Genomic DNA, 21,446 nt, shown 5'->3' with positions numbered 1-21,446 from the left:
AAAATCATGATTGCTTACATTCTGACGAAGATAAAAAAGACCAACTGGCATGCGCCAGTCAGTCATCGTTTTGGAGAATCTAAATATCGTTCGAAATGACGTTCGAGCCATTCTTGGAAGAACGACATGAACGTACAGATCGCCCAGTAAATCAAAGCCACGACGATATAGACCGTCATATAATCAAACTCACGACCTCCGACGATTTTCGCCTTATTGAAAATCTCTGGGACAGTGATCATCGCAGCAAGAGAACTCGCTTTAATCAAATCGAGAAAGACGTTCGAGAGCGGGGGGAGGGCGATCCGTGTCGCCTGCGGCAGGACGACACCTTTGAGCGTCAACCATTTCCCCATCCCGAGCGAACGGGCCGCTTCCACCTGTCCGTCATCAACCGAACGAATCGACGAGCGGATAATCTCGGCGATATAGGCGGCAGAGTTCAAACTAAACCCGAGAATGGCTGCCGTCAATGCGGCAAACTCGATACCGATGAACGGGAATCCCGAATAGAGGATGAACAAGATGATCAGAATGGGCACACCACGCATGAATGAGATATAAAATGTCGATGGATAGCGGAGGAGTCGCGTCGGAGACAACTTCCCAAGCGCCAATATCAGACCAAGCACAAGACCAAAAAACATGCTCGTAAAGGAAATCCAAAGCGTGTTCGGTAATCCACCTAACAGATAAGGGAACGACTCGATGGCTAGGTCTACGTCAAAGATGGCGTCCCATTTGATGTCTGAGAACGTCATATCATGTCCTTACTTCGTCTCGACGATTGTCGCGTCCACATCAGGTTCAACCGAGACGTCCGCCCCGTTGTAAAATTGCTCTGACAACTCTTTGGCTGTACCGTCCTCGAGCATCTCTTCTAATACACGGTCGATATTTTCTTGAAGCTCGTCGTTTTCGTTATCCATCAAGAATGCGACTTCTTGCGGGTTATAAGCGATATCAGGGTGAATCGTGATATCAAACTCTGGGAAGAAGGCGAGCGCAAGCGTTTGAAGATAGTAATCGTTCAAGATGACATCGGTACGTCCTGTCGAGACGTCACGCAAGTACTGGTCGTTCGTCGCGTTGTCATAGATGACTTCTTCAGCTCCGTATTGACGTGCCACATCCATGAAGACGGTCGTCGCTTCACCAGCGGCTTTTTTGCCTTTCAAGTCTTCAAGCGATTCAATGCCTGAAAGGTCGCTCTTGCGAACGATGGCAGTTCCATATGTGTACTTATACGGTTTTGAGAAAGCAAATTTCTCTTTACGGTCTTCTGTCACCGAGATATCGTTTGCTGCAACGTCAATCTGTCCGTTTTGAACACTAGTCAACATGTTGTCAAACGCCATTTCTTTGAACTCGACTTCAAGTTCGAGGCGCTTCGCGATCTCTTTCATGAGCTCCACGTCAAAACCTGTCAACGTATCACTCTCTTCTTCACGGAAAGAAGCGGGGTAGAGCGTACCAGCCGTTCCGACTGTCAACGTTCCTTCTTCTTGAATTTCTTCCCAACGTGTCGTATCTGCTTGATTCGTGCTATCATCACCACAAGCGGCAAGTGGGATTGCTAAAAACAATGTTGCTGCCAAACCTTTTGTTGTTCGTTTCACAAGAATTCCTCCTTAGATGCTTCATCTGTCTAAAAATAGCATGAGTTCACCGGTCTAGCAACTGTGAAGCACGTATTAAACAGACTCGAATTACATTTGAAACGTTTATTCATAAAGCGCTAACATTCCTTTGAAAGCAAAATTCATTCCATTAATACAGACAACTATAATCAATGAAACAGATTCTTATTTTGCATAAAAAAAGTAATGGTTGAAATGAATAAATAGAGATTACTCTAAAGTGAAAAGAGGTGGAGCGGATGAGTCGTATTCAACTAAAAGAACTAGAAGCGTCGCTCATCAATCTAATGAATGATACAAATGACCCATTTCCAATCATCGGTCGAATCATCCCAAGTTATATGAACGGAGAATGGACATATGTAGAAGAACTTTATGATAACAGAAAGGAAACATCATTCCCAGATGATCAGATTGATTGGCTACATTACATGGAACGAGACAATTGCGTCGTATATTTAGCGATGGACAATGATCAATGTGTCGGGCAAATTCGGCTCGTGAAGGATTGGAATCAGTTTGCATATATCGAAAACATTGCGGTCAAAATGACGTACCGTAAGCAAGGAATCGGAAGAATGTTGCTTGAAAAAGCCGAACGTTGGGCCAAAGAGAAAGAACTGATCGGATTATCTCTTGAGGCACAGAACGATAACTTGATTGCATGTCGCTTTTATAGAAAAGAGGGATTTCAGCTCGGAGGAGTCGATACAATGAAACAACACGCGAATCCACAGATTGATTTGACATTGTATTGGTACAAGATTTTCGAAGAAGGGGGCCATTATAAATAGAGTATTTTCATTCTCTTTTTTTATTAGTTTACATAACATATATTATCAGTAAAAATAAAGTCTCATCTCATTATCTTAGTATACTTATGATAGTGAGATGAGATAGAAATTTAAGAAGAGTGTGTATATCGAATTAAAGTGACACCTGGTTCTGGTTCAAATTCAGCACTTCGCACAAACCCAAGTTTCGTATATAGACGCTTGGCGGGCCCGTTATGTTTGCCCGTATGCACGTATACGAGCTGTCCTTTATGAATACTCAAGACGTGCTCAAGTAGCGTCGTCGCCAGTCTCGCCCGGAAATACGTCGGATCAATACAAAGCTTTGTGATCTCCACTGTGTTTTCAGATGCTTCAATGGTAACAAATCCAATCAACCGCTCCTCGACATACAATCCATAGCTCGTACCTGGCAAGTTTTGAATGACGTCAATCGTCTCATATCGTGCCGGAATCTCGTCAAATCCGAGTAATTCCGCTTCAACAGCATATGCATTCCGCTGAATCTCAAGCATCTGCTGTGCCTGTTCGAATTGATGGATCGGGATTTCTTTAAGTTGCATCGTCTCATCCCTCCATTTATCGAGTAAACTTTCTTGCCTGTTTACGTTTCGCCCGCTTCAATGCCAAATAGAGACGGTGTGTCCCTTTGAGTGGCGGACCATGCCCGACAAACGTCAGGAGTGGTGACAAATCGACCAGCCGCTCCGCACTCCCTACAGCAACGAATCGGTTCCATGTCGCAAGACCAGGCAGCGGGAACAACGGACGGACGTCCCCCGCCACTGCGGCCCCTCCTTGCGACTGAAAAGCGTCTCCGGCGAATAACACCCGATTCGTTTCATCGTAAAATGCAATTGATCCTGGTGTATGACCGCTTGCTGCAAGAACACGTAGACCGAATAGCCGCTCCCCGGGATCTAACAACGTATCTGGTGTAGAACGGATTGTCGGCAAGGAACCCCGTATCTTGTGCTCTTCTTCCTCATCTAATGAACGGTCTCCAGATAGTAAGCGGGCATCACGCCGGGAAATGAACAGTTCTGCGAGTGGATGTGCAGCTTTGATTGCGTCTACCCCACCGACATGGTCTCCGTGGGCATGCGTCAATAAAATGGCAAGAAGCGGTTTATCCAGTTCTTCAATATACGCCAGGATGTCTGACGCATTCCGTTTTAGCGCCGTGTCGATCAAGACGAGCCCGAGTTCATGTTCGATCAGCTGGACGTTGATCGGAAGAACGGGAGCGTAAAAGGTTAGTTGGTGGATATGTCCGTATCGTCTCACTTTCATCAAAAAATCCTCCTAATCGAATAAGGTGGTCCAGTCATCTTCTTGCCAGTGCGCGTCGAAGCACATATGAATCTGTTCGAGCGTGTTTCGGGCAAGGGAGAGCTCTGGTAAATGGTCGCGTTCAAAAAATCCGACATCCGTCGTCTCTACGCCGGCAGCACCTTCCCCGTCACCAATCAATGCACACTCGATGAAGAGTTTGTAATAGTGCTCAGAAAGTGGCGGGTGTGGATGTTCGTGCATGTCAAATAAGGCGAGTAACCGCACCGGAATGACATCCAAGCCGGCCTCTTCTTCGACTTCTTTGATGATATTCGCAGCAGGAGAACGGTTCACCTCACAAAAACCGCCTGGTAGTGTCCATAACCCGTCCGACCGCTCCTTGACGAGTAACAATCGGTCCCCCTTGAAGACAACGCCTCGTACATCGAGCTTCGGTGTGGGATACCCTTGCACATGGGCCAATTGTGAGATGGCCTCGTTCGATAAGTCTGAATGTCGTTCATACATCTCTTTTGCGATTTCTTGGAGCTCTTCATATCGTTCTCGGTCATATTGATCACGTGTGAACGTCAGACCGGCCTGAGACAGCGCCTGAATCCGTTTCGCCCACGTCAGCCATTGAGACATATAGATCCCCCTATCATTTGTCCTACATGTTTCTTTCGGCAAATCGTCGCGTTCTCCTTTTTAGATTTATATTCCCCGAAGACTCGGACAAGTCACGTATACTAAAAGTAAACAGAGGAGAGGTGCAGCATGAATCCTTATGAATTGACTCATTTCAAAAAAACTTTGTTACATTATTCAGAACCTGACTTACGGTATAAATGCTCCCCTACGATTTGGTCAATTGGTCAGATGTACGATCATATCATGTTGGTCGCGAATGAGTATTTAGATGAAGTCGACCATTGTCTTCAAGAAGACGGTCAACTCGGTGGAGAGAAGACACCATTTGGGGAGAAGTTGTTCCGAGAAGGTGGATTTCCTCCAATCAAAATCGAGCTCCCTCCCGAGATGAACCAACCTCCGAACAACACCGATACGAATGAGCAGTTACTCGGGCGGATGACCGCCTTGATTTCAAGGATGGATGCTTTAGAAGCCCGTCTAGGGGACGCCACAGACGATCGGAAGACCTTTCACGGTGGGTTCGGCTGGTTAAATGCGAGAGAGTGGTTCGAGCTTGTCGAGATGCATACACGGCATCACCGTCGACAGCAACAAGAACTAGAAGGATGGCTAACACAAAAAGACCTGTGAGCGGCGATTATGCCGATCGACAGGTCTTTTCTTTAATCGAGATATACGTCCTCGATCTCACCGAATGAATCTTCGTCGAAGACGAACGATCCGTTGGCATAGCGATCAAGTAGCGTGAGAGTTTTTGTCTTCACTTGTTTTGCTTTCTCTTTTCCGACGATATGCAATGTCTCATCCCCATGTACGGGGAGCACACGACGGATTTGGTGCGGTTTTGATTTGACCTCACGAATGAGCATCGTTCCGCGAAGGTTGCGGTTCGTGCAATCGAACTGGTCTTCAAGTTTCATCTTCTTGACCGCTCCTCGCTGCGTCACGAGGACGAATAACGGTGGCGTAAAGAACGAGAAGGCATCGGCGACGACGTCACCGTCTTTCAAGTTCATCGCTTTCACACCGGCTGCCCGCTGTCCGACGACCGGGACGTCATCTTCTTTGAACCAGAGCCCGTATCCACGCTCGGAGACGAGGAACAACTGTCCAGGACCGTCACTGATCCCTGCGAAGACGACCTCATCGTCACCTTTTAGCTTCAAGGCCATGAGCGGTTTCGACTTCCGCTGCGCGTCATAGTCTCGTAACGGCGTTCGTTTGACCATTCCGTCTTTTGTCACGAAGAGGCAATGGGCATCTGTCTCGAACGTCGAGACGACGTCTGCCGAGATGACCTGTTCCCCTTCAATCGGGACGAGGTTGGCGACGTGCTGACCGGCATCCTTCCACTTCGATTCAGGGATCTGATGGATTGGGATGAGGAGGTAGCTCCCTTTGTTCGTCCAGACGAGCAAGTGGTCTGTCGTCATCGCTTGTGTCGTAAGGAGAGGACGGTCTTTATCCTTCATCTCCGGTAAGACGTCACTTGAGGCGCCGTATGAGCGCATCGAGGCCCGTTTGACGTATCCATCACGACTGACGAAGACCATCGTCTCTTCGACGGCAATCATGACTTCCGTCTTCAGCTTCAATTCTTCGACTTCCGACTCGATGACCGAACGACGGTCATCCCCGAACTCATCACGTAGCGCCGTGAGTTCTTTCACGATCAACTTCCGTTTCGTCGCATCCACGTCAAGGATGTTCGAGAGGCGGGCAATCTCTTTTTGGAGCGCCTTCGCTTCTTTTTGCAATTCGACGATGTCCGTGTTCGTGAGTCGATACAATTGGAGCATGACGACCGCTTCGGCCTGGCGTTCTGTGAACGAGAACCGCTCCATCAGTTTCTTCTTCGCGTCCGCTTTATCTTTCGCGGAACGGATCAATTCGAGCGTCTCATCGAGGACCGAGATGGCTTGTTCTAAGGCATCGACGATTTCAGCGCGTTTTTTCGCCTGTTCGAGTTCAAACGTCGTGCGACGTGTCACCACTTCTTCGACGTGCTTCAAATAGGCGTCAATGATCGGGATGATGCCCATCTGTTTCGGTGTCCGGTTCACGATAGAGACCATATTATAGTTATAGGCGAGCTGCAGGTCCGTATGCTTCAAGAAGAAGTGAAGGACACCTTCCGCGTCTGCCTCTTTCTTCAATTCGATGACGACACGAAGGCCGGTCCGGTCCGTCTCATCACGGACTTCCGCGACACCTTCGACTTTTTTGTCGAGACGGAGCTCTTCCATTTTTTTGACGAGGTTCGCCTTGTTCACTTCATAAGGGATTTCGGTGATCGTGATCTGTTCACGGCCACCTTTTAGCTGCTCAATCTCTGATTTCGCGCGGATGATGACCTTACCCTTGCCGGTTTCAAACGCCTTTAGGATGCCTTCTTTCCCCATGACCGTCCCTCCGGTAGGAAAGTCAGGTCCTGTGACATACTCGATGGCGTCTTTCGCCGTATCGACCTGACCTTTCAGGCGTGCGATGGCGAGGTTGAGCACTTCCGTCAAGTTATGCGGCGGGATTTCTGTCGCATAACCCGCTGAGATCCCTGTCGTCCCGTTCATGAGCAAGTTCGGGAGGAGTGACGGCAAGACGAGCGGCTCTTCCGTCGAATCATCAAAGTTTGGCGTATAGTCGACCGTATTCTTCGCAATCGACGTCAGCATGACCCCAGCAATCTTCGAGAGACGGGCTTCTGTATAACGCATGGCCGCTGCCGGGTCACCGTCCATCGACCCGTTGTTCCCATGCATGTCGATGAGCGGATAGCGTAGTTTCCAGTCCTGAGAGAGACGTACCATCGCCTCATAGACGGACGAGTCACCGTGCGGGTGATAGTTCCCGATGACGTTCCCGACCGTCTTTGCAGACTTTCGGTAAGGCTTGTCGTTCGTATTCCCCTCATGGTGCATCGCATAAAGGATACGACGTTGTACGGGCTTGAGCCCGTCACGTGCGTCCGGCAAGGCACGGTCTTGAATGATATATTTTGAATAACGCCCGAACCGGTCACCGACGACCTGTTCGAGAGATAAGTTTAAAATGTGTTGAATCGTCGACATCGTTACATCACTTCCTCAATCGCTTTAGTCACATGTTCATTGGCGATGATCGAATCATCTTCCTGAAGTCCGAAGGCAACGTTCTCCTCGATCCACTCACGGCGATGCGTGACGTTATCGCCCATCAAGACCGAGACACGCTTGTCCGCGACAGCCGCGTCGTCCACCGTGACACGGATGAGCGTACGGGTATCCGGATTCATCGTCGTCTCCCATAACTGGTCCGCGTTCATCTCACCAAGACCTTTATAGCGCTGGAGGATATAGCCTTTCTTATACACTTTGACCAACTTCTCGAGCGCCTCTTCGTCCCATGCGTAGTCGAACTGCTCGGACTTGCCTTTCCCTTTTGAGATGCGATAGAGCGGTGGCAAGGCGACGAACACACGGCCCGCCTCAACGAGCGGTCGCATATAACGGAAGAAGAACGTGAGAAGGAGCACTTGGATATGCGCACCATCTGTATCGGCATCCGTCATGATGATGATCTTGTCGAAGTTACAGTCATCCAAATCGAAATCATGACCGATTCCGGCACCGATTGCATGAATGATCGTATTGATTTCTTCATTCTTCATGATGTCCTGGAGTTTTGACTTCTCGGAGTTGATGACTTTCCCGCGTAACGGAAGGATGGCTTGGAACGTCCGGTCACGCCCTTGTTTGGCGGAACCGCCGGCCGAGTCACCCTCGACGAGGAATAGTTCGTTCTTCGCGGCATTCTTCGATGTCGCCGGCGTCAATTTCCCGTTCAAGATACTCGAACGTTTCTTCTTCTTACCGTTCCGTGCCTCTTCACGTGCTTTTCGTGCCGCCTCACGCGCCTGAGCCGCGCGAATCGCCTTTTTGATGAGCATCGTGGCCATCTGTGGGTTCTCTTCTAGGAAGATCGTCAGTTGCTTCGCCATGACGCTATCCGCACTCGCGCGCGCCTCTGGAGAGCCGAGTTTCGACTTCGTTTGGCCCTCGAACTGGAGGAATTCTTCAGGGATTCGGACCGAGACGATGAGCGTGAGTCCCTCACGGACGTCGCCACCGTCTAGATTTTTGTCCTTCTCTTTGAGCAATCCGTTCTTCCGTGCATATTCATTCATGATCCGGGTCATCGCCGTCTTGGCGCCGACCTCATGCGTCCCACCGTCACGCGTACGGACGTTGTTGACGAAAGAAAGGACGTTCTCAGAATAGGCGTCTGTGAACTGGAATGCGAGCTCGATCTCAATCTCGTTCTCTGTCCCTTCGAAGTAGACGATCGGGTGAAGCGTCGCCTTATCGTCATTTAAATATTGAACGAATTCAGCGATCCCATCCTCGTAATGGAACGTCTCTTGTTTATCGGTACGCTCGTCCGTCAGCGTAATCGTCAATCCTTTTAATAGGAAAGCCGATTCACGAAGGCGTTCGGCGAGCGTGTCATAGTTATACGTTGTCGTCGAGAAGATGGTTGCATCCGGTTTAAAATAGACGCTCGTCCCGGTCTGGCGCGTCTTGCCCGTCTCTAGGAGCGTCGTCTGCGGCACGCCGCCGTCCGCAAATGTCTGCTCGAACACTTTCCCGTCGCGATAAATTGTCACGACGACCTTGTTCGAGAGTGCGTTGACGACCGAGGCACCAACACCATGGAGACCGCCCGACGTCTTATAACCGCCTTGCCCGAACTTCCCGCCAGCATGGAGAACGGTAAAAATGACTTCAGGTGTCGGTTTTCCAGAGGCGTGCATCCCTGTCGGCATCCCACGTCCGTGGTCACGAACCGTGATCGCATCGTCCTTATGAATCGTCACATCGATTTGACCACCGAACCCGGCGAGCGCCTCATCGATCGCATTGTCGACGATCTCATACACGAGATGGTGAAGCCCGCGATGGTCGGTTGACCCGATGTACATCCCCGGTCGTTTTCGTACGGCCGTGAGTCCTTCGAGCACCTGGATGGCGTCTTCATTGTAATTAAATAGATCTGTTGACATAGCAGTCACCTCAATTTCGAACACACGTTCGTTTTTCTTTCCTATTGTATAGCTGTTCATCGATTCTGGCAAGCCTCCCTTGTCAGCCGTTGCTGAAAAAAAGGAGACCTACCAAGGAGGTAGGTCTTATCCGAGTAGACGAGCATGCTCCACGTACAGGCAGCGGTTCTCGATGTAATCGAGCCCGGCATCGCGTGCGATTTGCTCCGCCTCTGGACTTGAGAGACCGAGCTGGTTGAAGACGAGCCCGACATCCCCATGTCGTACCGCATCTTCCGCGACACCTGCTAAAAACTCGCTGCGACGGAACACGTCGACGATATCGATTCTACCCGGGATGCTCTCGACGGACGGATATGCCTTACGGCCGTTCCACTCCTCGAGCATCGGGTTGACAGGGATGACGGTATACCCGACACGTAGTAAATACTCCGCAATCTGGTTGGCCGTCTTGTTCGGGTTGTCGGACACGCCGACGACCGCGATGGTCTTCGCTTCAGACAAAAGTTGCTTCAAACGCTGATCATCCATCCAAAATCCCCCTTTGGTTTACGTTTACAGTGTAACGTTACCTGACTTGCCGTTTCAAGTCCTATTTTCATCATAAGGTATAATGGTTCAACATTACAATTTCAAGACAAATCAATATGGTTTACATAACAAATTATTGTCTACCATTTATTTTGCAATAAAACTTATTGGTCGATTAATCACTCGATTCAGAATCGATCACGTAACTCACAAACGTTGCGTGAAATATCTATTTCACGCAACGATAAGGACGTGTTATAAGGTCTTTTCATGGATAATTTTAATGACTTTTATATAAATACAAGCGTTCTTTCGCTATACTGAATGAGAGGAGGTGTGAGATGGGAACAATTTATGATGCCCGTCGCGGAACGCTGTATAATGAACGCATCATGTTTTATGGCAACGTCATCGCCTGGTTCGTTCATGTCTTGTTCTGTCTGTTATTCTGGCGATTGGATGTGACCTCTTTGTTCATCTCTAACGGAGTGAGCGTCCTATATTACACGATTTCATTTTATTTTGTACATAAGCGATGGTACGGCATTTTCTTCACCGGACTCTTCATCGAAGTCGTGTATAACGCAATCATCTCGACTTTCATTCTCGGTTGGGATGTCAACATGCATTATTTCATACTCATGATGGCCTATGGCGTCTTTTTCATGCCGAGCGTGACAAAAGGACAACGAATCTTGACGACCGCCCTCGCAATGATGATCTATAGCATCCTCTTCGTCAATGTGTCAGACGGAATGGTGACCTTGCCACAACCTATCGAACAGGCGCTTGGGCTCTTTTGCATCCTTTCGACGGTCATGATGATTGCCGGTCTATCATTCATCTTTGAATCGGCCGTCGTCGAGGTGACGGATGAACTCGAACAATCGAATGAGCAATTGCAGGTTCTCGCTTCGACAGACGGATTGACCGGGCTGCTGAATCGGAAAAACGGGCATGAACGCGTCTCGGAATCCATCGAGCAGGCAAGTCTCGACGGCATCTCTTACGCCATTGCGCTATGTGACATCGACGGATTCAAGTCGTTCAACGAGACATATGGCCACGATTGTGGAGACCGTGTCATCCAACAAGTCGCATCCATCTTGTCCTCGGTTGACGGGATTGCCGTACGCTGGGGTGGTGAAGAGTTTTTGCTCTTCTATACGAACTCGTCTGGAGACGTTTACGCCATAACGGAACAGTTGCGACATCAAATCGAATCCACACGTTTGGAATACGAAGGTGAACAACTCCATATCACGATGACGTTCGGACTTGCCGTGCGTACACAGTTCGATACGTTAGAGGGGATCGTGAAAGAGGCAGATGATTATTTGCGTGAAGGAAAACAAAATGGAAAGAATCAAGTTAGATTCGTAAGAATAGGAGGGGTTCAATGAGTATCTTCCGTCAACTCGGACAACGGCCGACAACAACGAACTTGAAACGGTTTGAGCTGAACGGATTGCACCGATTACCTGTGTTCATCCAACAGTTCTTCCATCACTTAGCGGCCAAACACTACTCCAAACAGACCGCTCAACGATATGTCTATGATGTATTGGACTTCTTCCGTTGGGTTGAACACGTGAGCGGGACTGAATTAGAACCTGAGACAATTGATTTGGCGGCATTTACGGAAATCGATCATGCAGGAGCGGAAGCATATGCGACTTACCTCGCCCTCGAGCTCGAGAACGCCCCGAGTGTCATCAATCGAAAACTGTCTACATTACAATCACTCTTCAATTATTTAATTGAGACGAACCAGGCCACAACCAATCCATTTCAGGCCGTGGAGCGACCGAAACGAGGCAAACGGAACCCAATCTATTTGACAGAGTCGGAGTGGCTCGACTTCTCAACGCTCGTCCGAAGCAATGTCGGGATGACGAACCGTGAGGCGAGCTGGTATGAGGCAAATCGCGAACGTGACTTTTTGATCATCCAACTTCTCGGACTGACGGGTATGCGCGTGTCGGAACTCGTCGGGCTCAATTGGACCGATATCAACTTCGAAACCGAAACCATCCGCGTCATCGGTAAAGGGAACAAGGAGCGCCTCATTCCGATAGCGGGTCCTCTTCAGCCCCTGCTCACCGAATACCGTCAATTGTCGCGTGAAGGTGCGTTATTTCAGAATGAAAAAGGGAAACGAATTGCCGTTCGTACGGTTCAACACGTGTTAAAAGGTCATATCGATCGATTGAAACCATATCTCCCTTTCTTGTCATATAAACAAGTGACACCCCATAAACTCCGCCACACGTTTGCTACACGACTGGCGATGAGCGGAATCGATGTATTGACGATTCAACAGCTGCTTGGTCATGAATCGGTGGCCACGACACAAGTGTATGCCCATATCGGTGACGAGCGAAAAAAACACGCGATATCAGGCTTACAATAATATGTTATGTAAACTATATATCCAAATATAAACACCACCTAATAAATGGGTGGTGTTTATATTTATGTGCTCGACATGGATAGGATTAATACGGCATCATCGATGACCATATAATAGGCATTTTCATAGGCAAAGCGTTCCTCTGTCTCTAAATCGAAAATGACGACGCCGCTCGTAAGACCTTCTGTATACTCATGAACGAGATAACGACGACCAATCACGCGCTCGAACGGTTCCACATCGATATAACGTGCCCCAGTCGCAACATCAATGACTTCCGTATGCATGTCACTCTCATCTACCTTGATAAAGATTGTCGAACTGACATCGTCATATGTGAAGTCGAGCGGTTCATAGGCACCCCAGTCGACAACCGATACTTCATGTAACACATCAGGTGCCGTCAAATCATAGATGACTTCTTCGTTCAAAGAGTCGACGAACGCTGAAAATCGAAGGATACCCTCGTTTTCACCAAGGTATTGTACCGTGTCACCTTCCCCTTGCAATCGGAGAACATCATCGAATGGCAATTCATCCCGCTGATCCCAGATCGCCTCAATCGCTTCCTCGAGCGGACAGATGAGTAGCGCTTCAGAATGGTCAATCGGGTCGTCCGGAGAGACTCGTCCATTATCGAGTGCATCATAGTAGTCAAATTCATCGAGTCTGGCGTTACAGACGATATACGCGATACCCGCGAATGTCGTCGTGAACAAATACAGTTCACGGAATCGTTCTGTCTTCCCGACCAGACGCTCGTCCCGAATACGCTCACGCTGACTGGTCACCCGATCATACAACCATGCCTCATCAGACGATTCAAACGCCGTCAAAAAGAGGAAGTAACGATGATCGAGTACCCAGAATAGCGTGCTATTCCCTCTCTTCTCAAATGTCGTTACAATTTCTTCTTTCCCTGCTTTATAAGAGAACGCGATCAACTCTGTCTTGATAATTCCCTCGCCGTCTGGGATCTCGTTTAAGAAGTACACGACGTCCCCATCCACGAAGAGTTTCGAATACCCGTAGTCTTCATAGGGACGACGGTTCAACTGGGTAATCATCCCGTCCTCTTCATCAAAACGATAGAGGGAGAAAGTCGTCTCGTCTTTCTTTTCCCGATAGTAAACCGAGGATGATGTGACAGCAATCAAATCCTCATGGTCGATCGGCATGGCACGTGCATCCACAATTCTCATAAAGCACCTCTTTCATGTCCAGATTCAGCAGGTTCGACAGTGACAAGGCCCGGTGGTCGTTTCGGGAACGTGATACGGAGATGGGCATACTCAATCACATTCTGGTGCGGGTGATTTTTGTCAATCCAGCGAATACGTTGCTGATTCGCCAAAGCATGACCAATTTTCTCTTCCATCTGGAATTTCGAGATATCCCGATATGCGACTTCTTGGATATACGTCTCTTCATCGGTCTCAAACTGTTGCCAAATCCCCATAACCAGTTGACCGAGTGCTGAGACCCGTCGTTCCGGTAACGTGATCGTCCCTAACGTCTGACTCACTTCCTTCAGACATTCGTTAGGATCATCCGATACCGCAAACAATCGCTTTGCCGTATTGTTCATAACGCGATAGCGACGCTTCCCGCTCTCGAGTCTGAGTACTTGCGCATATGGCTCGACCGGCACGCCGTGAAAGAACGTCTCTGTACCACCCCATGCGAATCCGAAGGAAGGGTCGAACTTTCGGATCGTCTGCATGAATGACATCATAAAGTCCTCGACTTCTCTCCGCTCAAGCCGGAGCCATTCGGCAAGAGCGAGTGTGCCTTTGTGTTTTGAGATACGGTCGACCGGGAAGAAGAGTTCGCCGTCTGCCAGACGATGAGGCTTTAACTCGACCCCATCCGCCCGATAATCGGTCGATGGTCTACCGCCCCTACCTGCGTAAATGACCCATTCCTCATCCCTACTCTCGATAGCATACGCCTGGTGGGCCCACGGTGGGGTCACATATAAGGCCGGATATTCCTCGAATGTGTCGAGATGGATATAGGAGCGGTCATTCCATAGGTGAGCGACGAGACGGACGACCTCGCCTGTCTCAGAATCTTTAGGCGCGATATAGTTTCCGGTATCACCGATGAACGTCAGCACATGGAATCCATATCCGTTGTATAAATGACGTACGATTCGTTCGAATACGGCTGTCACCATCCGCTCGAATAAGGGATGGTCCTCGTTTCGGTCAAGAGTCGGCGAATCGACCGTACACATGAGCCAACCCATCCGCTCATACAATCGGACACGGAGCGGATAAGAGATCAACGGAGAAGAGCTCGCATGAATCTCAGTCAAGCGAATATTGGACATGTTTTCGACTTGCAAGGTGAATCCACTGCGCCTTAGCTGTTCCTCCATTTTTTTCTTCCAATTGATCGTCTCCATCCCATCCACTCACTTTCTCTCATCATCTCATTGTGAATTTTTCCCGATTCTCGTTTTACACAAACGCTTTTCGCTTCATTTGCGTGCTGAGACGATGGATTGCCTCGTCTAGCAATTCGCGACGCGTCCCGATATTCATCCGTTCAAACGCTTCACCTTGAGGACCGAACGGACTACCCGGTGACAAGAAGATTCGAACGTCTTGATGTAGCCAAGACTTTCTCTCCTCTGCAGACATCGGGAGCTCCGAAAAGTCGATCCACAATAAATAGCTCGCCTCAGGACGCGCCGTACGGAGCATCGGTAAATGGGTTTCAATCGAGTCGATGACCTCGCTCATTTGTTGCTCGAGTTCTTCACGTAACTGATCGAGCCATTGCTCCGCACGTTTTTCTGTATAGGCCGCGATGATAGCTGTATTCGCAAACGGTGTCGGGAGGACGTGATGTTTGTTCTGTACTTTCGTGATCTGCTTCCGCCACTCATCAACCGGACAGATGATGTAGGACGCAAATAATCCCGCGATGTTAAACGCTTTTGAGGGCGCACTTACCGTGATGACGCGGGGATCGAGTGAGCCGATTGCGGTATGTTCATGAGAAGGGAACGTCAAATCCGCATGAATCTCATCTGCGACGACGATGACATCATATTGATTTGCAAGCTCGACGACCTTTTCGAGTTCTGCTCTCGTCCAGACACGTCCGACCGGATTGTGCGGAGAACAGAGCAAGAAGAGCTTCGCTTGTTTCATCGCTTCCTCTAAGGCGACGAAGTCCATCTCGTAGCGTCCATCGTTCTCTTTCAACGGCGCATCGAACACCTGTCGTTTCGAACCGACGACGAGTTCATGGAACGGTGGGTAGACGGGTGACTGAATCACAACACCATCCCCGACTTCCGTCAATGCCTCGACGATATGTGTCAATGCGGGGACGACCCCACTTGAGAATAAGACATGCTTCGGATCAATCTCCATATCGTGACGTCGCCCGTACCAAGACCGAACCGCTTCCTGCGCTTCAGGCGCGAACAATGTATAGCCGAATTCTCCTTGAGCGGCTTTGTTGGCGAGTGCCTCCGAAATAGACGGTGCCGTACGGATATCGATGTCGGCCACCCAGAGTGGCAACACCTCTTCTGACAGATGGAACCAACGCTCCAACCCATCCCACTTCACTGAATTCGTACCTGTACGTTCAAGTTGTTGTTGTAAAATTGATTTCATGTTCATCCCTCCTCCTCTTACTGTATCAAAGTTGATTCGACTGCGTGCCAAAAAAGCATGGCAGTTTCTTGCCGACTTCGTTATACTCAATCGAGATATAGAGAGGAGGTAATGTATGAACGTCAACATCGTCAGACATAAACGAAGAAAAAAAGCCGCATTTTATGTCACACCAAATGGAATCGAGCTACGTATCCCAGCACGTTTGTCAAAACGAGTCGTCGATCGCATTTTAGAAGAGCACGACTCATGGATTCGTCATACATGGCACAACCTTCCGAGACAGACGTCTGTTCTTGATGAGGGGCTCGTCTTTCATGGAAAAAGCTATCCGACCAAAAGAGATGATGGCACGACACTCAGACATGACGGTTACTCATTTTTCGTCCCGAGGACATGGGACGAAAACACCCTGTCTAAACATTATGAGGCATGGCTACGCGAACGTGCGCTTGAATATGTGATTGAGCGGGCACCGACTTACGAAAGAATCTTAGGCGTGAAAGCGGAAAAGATTCGAATCGGTCACCAAAAGACACGTTGGGGGTCATGTAGTTCAAATGGGACCATCTCCATCAACGTCCGCCTTATGCTCGCACCAAAAGAAATGATGGATTACGTCATCGCTCACGAATGGGTGCATCTCGTCCACTTCGACCACTCTGCCTCATTTTGGAACACGTTACGTACCGTATATCCAGAAACAGATCAAGCGAAAGCTTGGTTGAAGGAGAACGGCCATACATTACAATTCAAAAAAAACGACTGACCCATCAAAGGGTCAATCGGTTCATAAGTTAGAAGTGAACGTGTCAGCCGTATCATGTAATTCGGCTGCGGCCTGCTCGAACGCATGGAATCGATCCATCGTTTGTTCCATCGTCTTTGCACTCAACTGAATTTCTTGATTGGATGCGGTGACACCTTCTACAATTTTTCGTAGTTCAAAGTTCATCCCTTCCGTATTTGAATTGACGTCGACGACCGCACGTTCAACCATACGGGAGAGATTCCGCACTTCCGTCGCCACGACATTAAATCCAAGTCCATGTTCACCGGCGCGAGCGGCTTCGATGGCGGCATTCAGGGACAATAGATTTGTTTGTGCGGCAATCTCTTTGATGGACAGTGCGATTTTCGCGATATCATCGGCTTGACGACGCAAGTTCTGAAGGGCATGGAGGTTGTCCGCCGCATCTTTAGCAAGCCGTTCAATCGTCTCATTCAATACTTTCGTATCTTGCATACCTGTCTTCGCCCGTTCATCGAGCACATCGGTCATCGATTTGAAGCGATACGCATAATCCTCAATCACCTGTTGCCGCTCCGTGATATCCGATGCGATTTTGACGACACCTACGACATCATCCCCTTCGAAAATCGGCATATACGTCGCCTCGAGCCAAATGGTTTCCCCTTTTGCATTCTCTCGCTCCACTTTATCCGAGAAACTGAATCCGCTCCAAAGTTTCTCCCAAAATGCCGAATAATCCGGACTATTGACAAAGGAAGAAGGGCAGAACAAATGGTGTTGCATGCCAACCATCTCTTCGCGTCTATATTTCATCGCTTTTGCGAACGTATCGTTCACATCGACGACCCGGCGTTGACGATCAAATCGAATCATCGCCATGTTCGTCTCGATGGACCGGAATACGTCATCTGAATGGATCATTTTCTGGTTCAATGTACTCATTAAAGATAGCAACCTTTCTTCTTCGTAGGATATTCGTATTAAATCGTGAACCTCAGTGTAACGTATTGTGAAGCAATCCATTGCATCCTTTTTGTATAGAAGGTCAATATCTTAAATTTTAAATATTTACCAAATGAAAAGACGCCGAGTGGCGCCTTTACTCTTTCAAATCGGGAAAATAGCTGAAGAATGTCTCTGCACCCATACTCGACAATTTGAACGTCTGCTTTCGCTTTGGATCGGTTAAGTACACATCCACCTTTTTCGAACGTCTCTGAAAGCTTAATTGAAACTCCTGACCGACCCATCCGTCGATGATCGTAAGCATCGTGTACTCTTCTATCTCCCCTTTTCGCTTGACCGGCTCTGCCTCATCGATTCCATCCATCAAATCAGACATGTCGATTCCTGCAGCCCGCAGCACGTTCGGGTAACCAATCGTTGCCTTTTCGTCTAAAGGAGTCTTATGGACGAACACGAACGGACCACTTGGTACGGCGGGATTCGATTCTATGTCTGCTTCGATCGATTCATCCGTCGCAAATTCGCGACCGGTGTACGTGAGACGGACATCTTCCGTCACACGTTTTCCGTTCTCCATGTAAGAGAATGTGTAAACCGGTGTCTCGACTCCGGGTTCAAGCGAGTCTGCTTGCAGTCCCCGCTCGACTTTGAGCCCTTCAAATTGCTTTGGTTGCCAATAATCATTTTCGGAAATCATGACGACCGGGTCATAGGAAAGTAAGCCCCCTTCAGACTTAGCGAAAATGTAAGCCTCTTTGGATTGTTCGTCGTAGCCGAGTGCGATTGTCATGCTTCCCATTTGCGCGTGATAAGGTTCAATGATTGAGAGCGGAAAGATCCCTTCGTCCTCTCCGATGGTTAAATGGATACTTCCATTCAAGGAAGGGGTCACTTGAATCATCGTTTCGTCAATGAGATGGACGGGATCCTCGAAAACATCGGAATAATCGCTTTCCTTCAAACTCTCTTCTTGTTCCGGAGTTCCATTTGCAATTGTCGGGTTACTTGGGATGGTGACACCTTCAGAAGCCTGTACAAACGAAGGGAACTTCTTAACAAGTCCGACTCTCATCTTTGGAGAAAAGCCGTCCTGACAAATGACATAATTCTGTTCGCCTTTTACATACGTCACTAGCTTATAGGCATGTGCATCGTAGTCCGAAATCATGGCTTTTCGGTTCAAAACATACGAATGATAGACCGTGACGTCTTCATTAATTTGGGGAATCGGGTCATCGGTGCATGCAAGGAGTAAATCGCTCGCCCACGTCTCCGGCCCGGTAGTAAAGCTGTTCATGTCTCGTACATCCCATTGTGATGGCATATGGTCCAGTTTGACGACATTTACCTCTTCTCCACCACAACCCGATAATATTCCAACTGTACATAACGTGAATAATAGTCGTTTCATCATGATTTTTCGTACTCCGGGAAAATATCCAAGAACACTTCCGCCCCTTTACTAGATAATTTAAATGTCTGCTCGCGAAGCGGGTCTGTCAGATAGATGTCGATTTTTTTTGACCGCTGTTTATAGCTGATTTCAAATTCTTGCCCTTTCCATCCTTCCATCAACGTCAAGTATCGATAGTCTGCAGGTTCACCCTTACGGCCGACCGGTTCTGCCTCCTTCAATACTTCCATGACTTGTTCAGATTCTTCCGTCGAGATTTCGATGAAATCAGGATAAGTGAGTGAATTCCCATCAAACGGTTTACGGTGCGCAATGACTCTTGAACCGTCTTCTTGGTCCAGCACCCACTCTTCAAGCATCGAATCGGGTTCTTCGCCTTCTTTCAGTAACGTACCTTCAATAAAGCGAACCGTCATCGTTTCAGTCACTGGTTCACCATCTTTTATGTAGTGGAATGAATATAAGGGAACCGCTTCTCCTTTTTTTATCTCTCCAGGTTCGATGATGGTGTCGACGCTTAACTCTTCAAAGGACTGTTGTTCTATTGACGCAGGATCCTCTAGTTCTTCAAACTGTAATTGCTGATAAACAAAGCGTTCATTGAATGAAAAAAGAATATACGGTTGAGATGTTTTTCGATCGAGTCCGATGGCAATCTGTCGATGCGGCATATCGATTCCGGTCGGTTGAAAACTAGTGAGCGAATGTCTCGTCGCTTTACCATCGAGTTCTAGTTCAAGCTCTCCGAATAGAGCCGGTTCAATTTCAAGTAATGTATCTCGGAACGGGATGATGTCGATTTCATCGATGTTCAGTTCGTCTGTTTTCATTAGCTTATCTTTTGAGGATAAAGATGTTTGATGAAGGCTAGGTAATCGGGGGACGCTGATTCCTTCAGATGTATTTACAAAGTCCGGGAACTTATCGATCGTCTCCGCCATCCATTGATTCGTATAATCTTCGCGACAGACAACATATCGTTCGTCACCTTCTAAATAGGTAACTACCTTCATCGAGTACGGATCCATGGATGACACGACCCCGTTTCGTCCTGCGAACACTGTCTGATATACAGTGACATCTCCATTTAGCTCCGCCGTTCGTTCACCCTCACATGCCTCGAGCACTTCTCTCGTTTCGTGTACTTGAACAAATTCTCCTTCTTTCGTGTAACTCTCGAGATTCCATTGATTTTCTATGTGATCTAATTGAATGACTTCTATGTCAGATGCTCCACATGCGCTTAACAACGAAGCGCCAAGTATTATTGTAATCCCTCTTTTAAACAAAATATCTCCTCCAGTCAACATTCTATCCAATTTTACCATTATCTAACTGTCCTATACGAAAAAAATCCGCTCATGTTTCATGAACGGATGGTACATCGATTATTTACTTTGGTCGATCGCACGTTGCAGTCTAGATTCGACGTCCGCTGCGACGGCTTGTAGCGATTTGTCGTCAATGAGACGAATCAACGTTGTCGGTTTCGGCATGCCGATCTGTGTGTGATTGTCCTTTTCGAACACTGCGATTTTACACGGGAGGAAGTAGCCTCCCTCTAACTGTTGTGACAGCACTTCTTTTGCTGCCTTCGGGTTGCACACTTCTAAGATGCGATACTTCCCTTCAATGGCCTGCCCTTTTTTCTCTAACGTGTCGCTCAAATCAAAGTCCCATAATACACCGAATGACTCATCTTTCAGCGCTTCTCCAAGACGGGCGATGACGTCCTCAACAGTACGGTCAGACTGTACAGTATAATCAAACATCTTCATTCCTCCTTATGTGATTCCTCTTGAAATCTGTACCCGAACGAAGTCGCTTTCAATCAAAAAGAAACTGTATGTGATTTGAAACATAATCACGAAACGTAACGTATAAAAAGAGATAATAGTTAGAACCAAACTGATGTAAAGGAGAAGTGGTTGTCGTGACGGTCACGGTATTCACGCATACGAGCTGCAGTTCTTCCAGAAAAACGATTGATTGGTTGCGGGAACAAAAGATTCCCTTCATCGAAAAGAAATTGACAGACCAAGGCTTATCCTTTGGTGAATTTAAAGAAATGCTAAGTCTGACTGAGAATGGGACGACCGACTTGCTGTCGGTACAGAAGAGCGTATATAAGCAAGCGGCTGAGAAACTCAACGAGATGTCGATTCGCGAACTGTACAGTTTTGTCGCATCAAACCCACAAATCCTGAAGAGTCCGATTGTCTTCGACCATCATCGTATCCAGGTCGGTTTCAGTGAGAAAGAGATTCGGACGTTCATTCCTCGGCATGACCGCATCGCTGAACTAAAACGGTTGCTCCACAACGCATAA

21 protein-coding genes are annotated in these 21,446 nt (G+C 48.1%); 6 read left to right on the top strand and 15 right to left on the bottom strand.

The genetic code is table 11. The features are described from left to right. Positions 1 to 62: 62 nt before the first annotated feature. Together KNO99_RS12370 and KNO99_RS12365 are read right to left on the bottom strand one after the other, a co-directional pair. On the bottom strand, positions 63 to 761 hold the full coding sequence (locus KNO99_RS12370) for an amino acid ABC transporter permease (protein ID WP_214749073.1): 699 nt from the start codon (positions 759 to 761) through the stop codon (positions 63 to 65). A gap of 9 nt (positions 762 to 770) precedes the next feature. Further along, positions 771 to 1,619 (bottom strand): transporter substrate-binding domain-containing protein, encoded by an 849-nt coding sequence (locus KNO99_RS12365; RefSeq protein WP_214749070.1) that lies wholly within the window; start codon positions 1,617 to 1,619, stop codon positions 771 to 773. Between the two features lie 260 nt (positions 1,620 to 1,879). Between KNO99_RS12365 and KNO99_RS12360 the strand changes: the two genes are divergently transcribed. Then, positions 1,880 to 2,434 carry a GNAT family N-acetyltransferase gene (locus KNO99_RS12360; RefSeq protein ID WP_214749067.1) on the top strand — a complete coding sequence of 185 codons (555 nt, stop codon included), beginning with the start codon at positions 1,880 to 1,882 and terminating at the stop codon, positions 2,432 to 2,434. Between the two features lie 110 nt (positions 2,435 to 2,544). On the opposite strand, the gene KNO99_RS12355 is transcribed toward KNO99_RS12360, so the two are convergent. Genes KNO99_RS12355 through KNO99_RS12345 form a run of 3 tightly spaced genes read right to left on the bottom strand, consistent with a single transcriptional unit; the run spans position 2,545 to position 4,357 of the window. Beyond that, the gene (locus tag KNO99_RS12355; protein WP_214692424.1) at positions 2,545 to 2,997 is read right to left on the bottom strand and encodes a GNAT family N-acetyltransferase; all 453 of its coding nucleotides are present in this window, start codon (positions 2,995 to 2,997) and stop codon (positions 2,545 to 2,547) included. A 16-nt stretch (positions 2,998 to 3,013) separates the two neighbouring features. Next, the gene (locus KNO99_RS12350) at positions 3,014 to 3,727 is read right to left on the bottom strand and encodes an MBL fold metallo-hydrolase (protein WP_214749064.1); all 714 of its coding nucleotides are present in this window, start codon (positions 3,725 to 3,727) and stop codon (positions 3,014 to 3,016) included. A 12-nt stretch (positions 3,728 to 3,739) separates the two neighbouring features. Continuing rightward, positions 3,740 to 4,357 carry an NUDIX hydrolase gene (locus tag KNO99_RS12345; RefSeq protein ID WP_214749061.1) on the bottom strand — a complete coding sequence of 206 codons (618 nt, stop codon included), beginning with the start codon at positions 4,355 to 4,357 and terminating at the stop codon, positions 3,740 to 3,742. Between the two features lie 129 nt (positions 4,358 to 4,486). On the opposite strand from KNO99_RS12345, the gene KNO99_RS12340 reads away from it, so the two are divergent. Continuing rightward, on the top strand, positions 4,487 to 4,993 hold the full coding sequence (locus KNO99_RS12340; protein ID WP_214749058.1) for a DinB family protein: 507 nt from the start codon (positions 4,487 to 4,489) through the stop codon (positions 4,991 to 4,993). A gap of 32 nt (positions 4,994 to 5,025) precedes the next feature. On the opposite strand, the gene parC is transcribed toward KNO99_RS12340, so the two are convergent. The 3 genes from parC to KNO99_RS12325 all read right to left on the bottom strand — a co-directional run bounded on the left by parC (position 5,026) and on the right by KNO99_RS12325 (position 9,932). After that, on the bottom strand, positions 5,026 to 7,431 hold the full coding sequence (gene parC, locus KNO99_RS12335; RefSeq protein ID WP_214749055.1) for a DNA topoisomerase IV subunit A: 2,406 nt from the start codon (positions 7,429 to 7,431) through the stop codon (positions 5,026 to 5,028). A 2-nt stretch (positions 7,432 to 7,433) separates the two neighbouring features. Beyond that, complete coding sequence (gene parE, locus KNO99_RS12330; protein WP_214749189.1) at positions 7,434 to 9,401, bottom strand: DNA topoisomerase IV subunit B; 1,968 nt, start codon at positions 9,399 to 9,401, stop codon at positions 7,434 to 7,436. A 126-nt stretch (positions 9,402 to 9,527) separates the two neighbouring features. Further along, on the bottom strand, positions 9,528 to 9,932 hold the full coding sequence (locus tag KNO99_RS12325) for a CoA-binding protein (protein WP_074034448.1): 405 nt from the start codon (positions 9,930 to 9,932) through the stop codon (positions 9,528 to 9,530). A gap of 341 nt (positions 9,933 to 10,273) precedes the next feature. On the opposite strand from KNO99_RS12325, the gene KNO99_RS12320 reads away from it, so the two are divergent. Together KNO99_RS12320 and KNO99_RS12315 are read left to right on the top strand one after the other, a co-directional pair. Beyond that, positions 10,274 to 11,335 (top strand): GGDEF domain-containing protein, encoded by a 1,062-nt coding sequence (locus KNO99_RS12320; RefSeq protein WP_214749052.1) that lies wholly within the window; start codon positions 10,274 to 10,276, stop codon positions 11,333 to 11,335. Then, on the top strand, positions 11,332 to 12,345 hold the full coding sequence (locus KNO99_RS12315; RefSeq protein WP_214749049.1) for a tyrosine-type recombinase/integrase: 1,014 nt from the start codon (positions 11,332 to 11,334) through the stop codon (positions 12,343 to 12,345). The genes KNO99_RS12320 and KNO99_RS12315 overlap by 4 nt, the downstream gene beginning before the upstream one ends. Positions 12,346 to 12,407: 62 nt before the next feature. Here KNO99_RS12315 and KNO99_RS12310 read toward each other — a convergent pair whose 3' ends face one another. The 3 genes from KNO99_RS12310 to KNO99_RS12300 are packed head-to-tail and all read right to left on the bottom strand — an operon-like array spanning position 12,408 to position 15,983. Then, on the bottom strand, positions 12,408 to 13,547 hold the full coding sequence (locus KNO99_RS12310) for a hypothetical protein (protein ID WP_214749046.1): 1,140 nt from the start codon (positions 13,545 to 13,547) through the stop codon (positions 12,408 to 12,410). Then, positions 13,544 to 14,755, bottom strand: a complete 1,212-nt coding sequence (locus KNO99_RS12305; RefSeq protein ID WP_214749043.1) for a hypothetical protein — start codon at positions 14,753 to 14,755, stop codon at positions 13,544 to 13,546. The genes KNO99_RS12310 and KNO99_RS12305 overlap by 4 nt, the downstream gene beginning before the upstream one ends. 55 nt (positions 14,756 to 14,810) lie before the next feature. Next, positions 14,811 to 15,983: a MalY/PatB family protein gene (locus tag KNO99_RS12300; protein ID WP_214749040.1), complete on the bottom strand. Its 1,173-nt coding sequence runs from the start codon at positions 15,981 to 15,983 to the stop codon at positions 14,811 to 14,813. Positions 15,984 to 16,098: 115 nt separating this feature from the next. On the opposite strand from KNO99_RS12300, the gene KNO99_RS12295 reads away from it, so the two are divergent. After that, positions 16,099 to 16,752 (top strand): M48 family metallopeptidase, encoded by a 654-nt coding sequence (locus tag KNO99_RS12295; protein WP_214749038.1) that lies wholly within the window; start codon positions 16,099 to 16,101, stop codon positions 16,750 to 16,752. 21 nt (positions 16,753 to 16,773) lie between these two features. On the opposite strand, the gene KNO99_RS15460 is transcribed toward KNO99_RS12295, so the two are convergent. The 4 genes from KNO99_RS15460 to KNO99_RS12275 form a co-directional block, all read right to left on the bottom strand. Next, positions 16,774 to 17,679, bottom strand: a complete 906-nt coding sequence (locus tag KNO99_RS15460; protein ID WP_214749035.1) for a methyl-accepting chemotaxis protein — start codon at positions 17,677 to 17,679, stop codon at positions 16,774 to 16,776. Positions 17,680 to 17,836: 157 nt separating this feature from the next. Further along, a complete protein-coding gene (locus KNO99_RS12285; RefSeq protein WP_214749032.1) occupies positions 17,837 to 19,117 on the bottom strand; it encodes a hypothetical protein in 1,281 nt (426 codons plus the stop codon). Beyond that, complete coding sequence (locus KNO99_RS12280) at positions 19,114 to 20,406, bottom strand: hypothetical protein (protein ID WP_214749029.1); 1,293 nt, start codon at positions 20,404 to 20,406, stop codon at positions 19,114 to 19,116. The genes KNO99_RS12285 and KNO99_RS12280 overlap by 4 nt, the downstream gene beginning before the upstream one ends. Positions 20,407 to 20,505: 99 nt before the next feature. Then, positions 20,506 to 20,889 carry a DUF302 domain-containing protein gene (locus KNO99_RS12275; RefSeq protein WP_214692464.1) on the bottom strand — a complete coding sequence of 128 codons (384 nt, stop codon included), beginning with the start codon at positions 20,887 to 20,889 and terminating at the stop codon, positions 20,506 to 20,508. 161 nt (positions 20,890 to 21,050) lie between these two features. Here KNO99_RS12275 and KNO99_RS12270 point away from each other — a divergent pair, with 161 nt between their 5' ends. After that, a complete protein-coding gene (locus KNO99_RS12270; protein WP_214749026.1) occupies positions 21,051 to 21,446 on the top strand; it encodes a Spx/MgsR family RNA polymerase-binding regulatory protein in 396 nt (131 codons plus the stop codon).

Source organism: Exiguobacterium sp. s189 (assembly GCF_018617615.1).
Taxonomy (GTDB): Bacteria; Bacillota; Bacilli; order Exiguobacteriales; family Exiguobacteriaceae; genus Exiguobacterium; species Exiguobacterium aestuarii_A.
The sequence above is the reverse complement of the archived record's forward strand: the minus strand, read 5'-3'. Positions and strand labels throughout refer to the sequence as shown.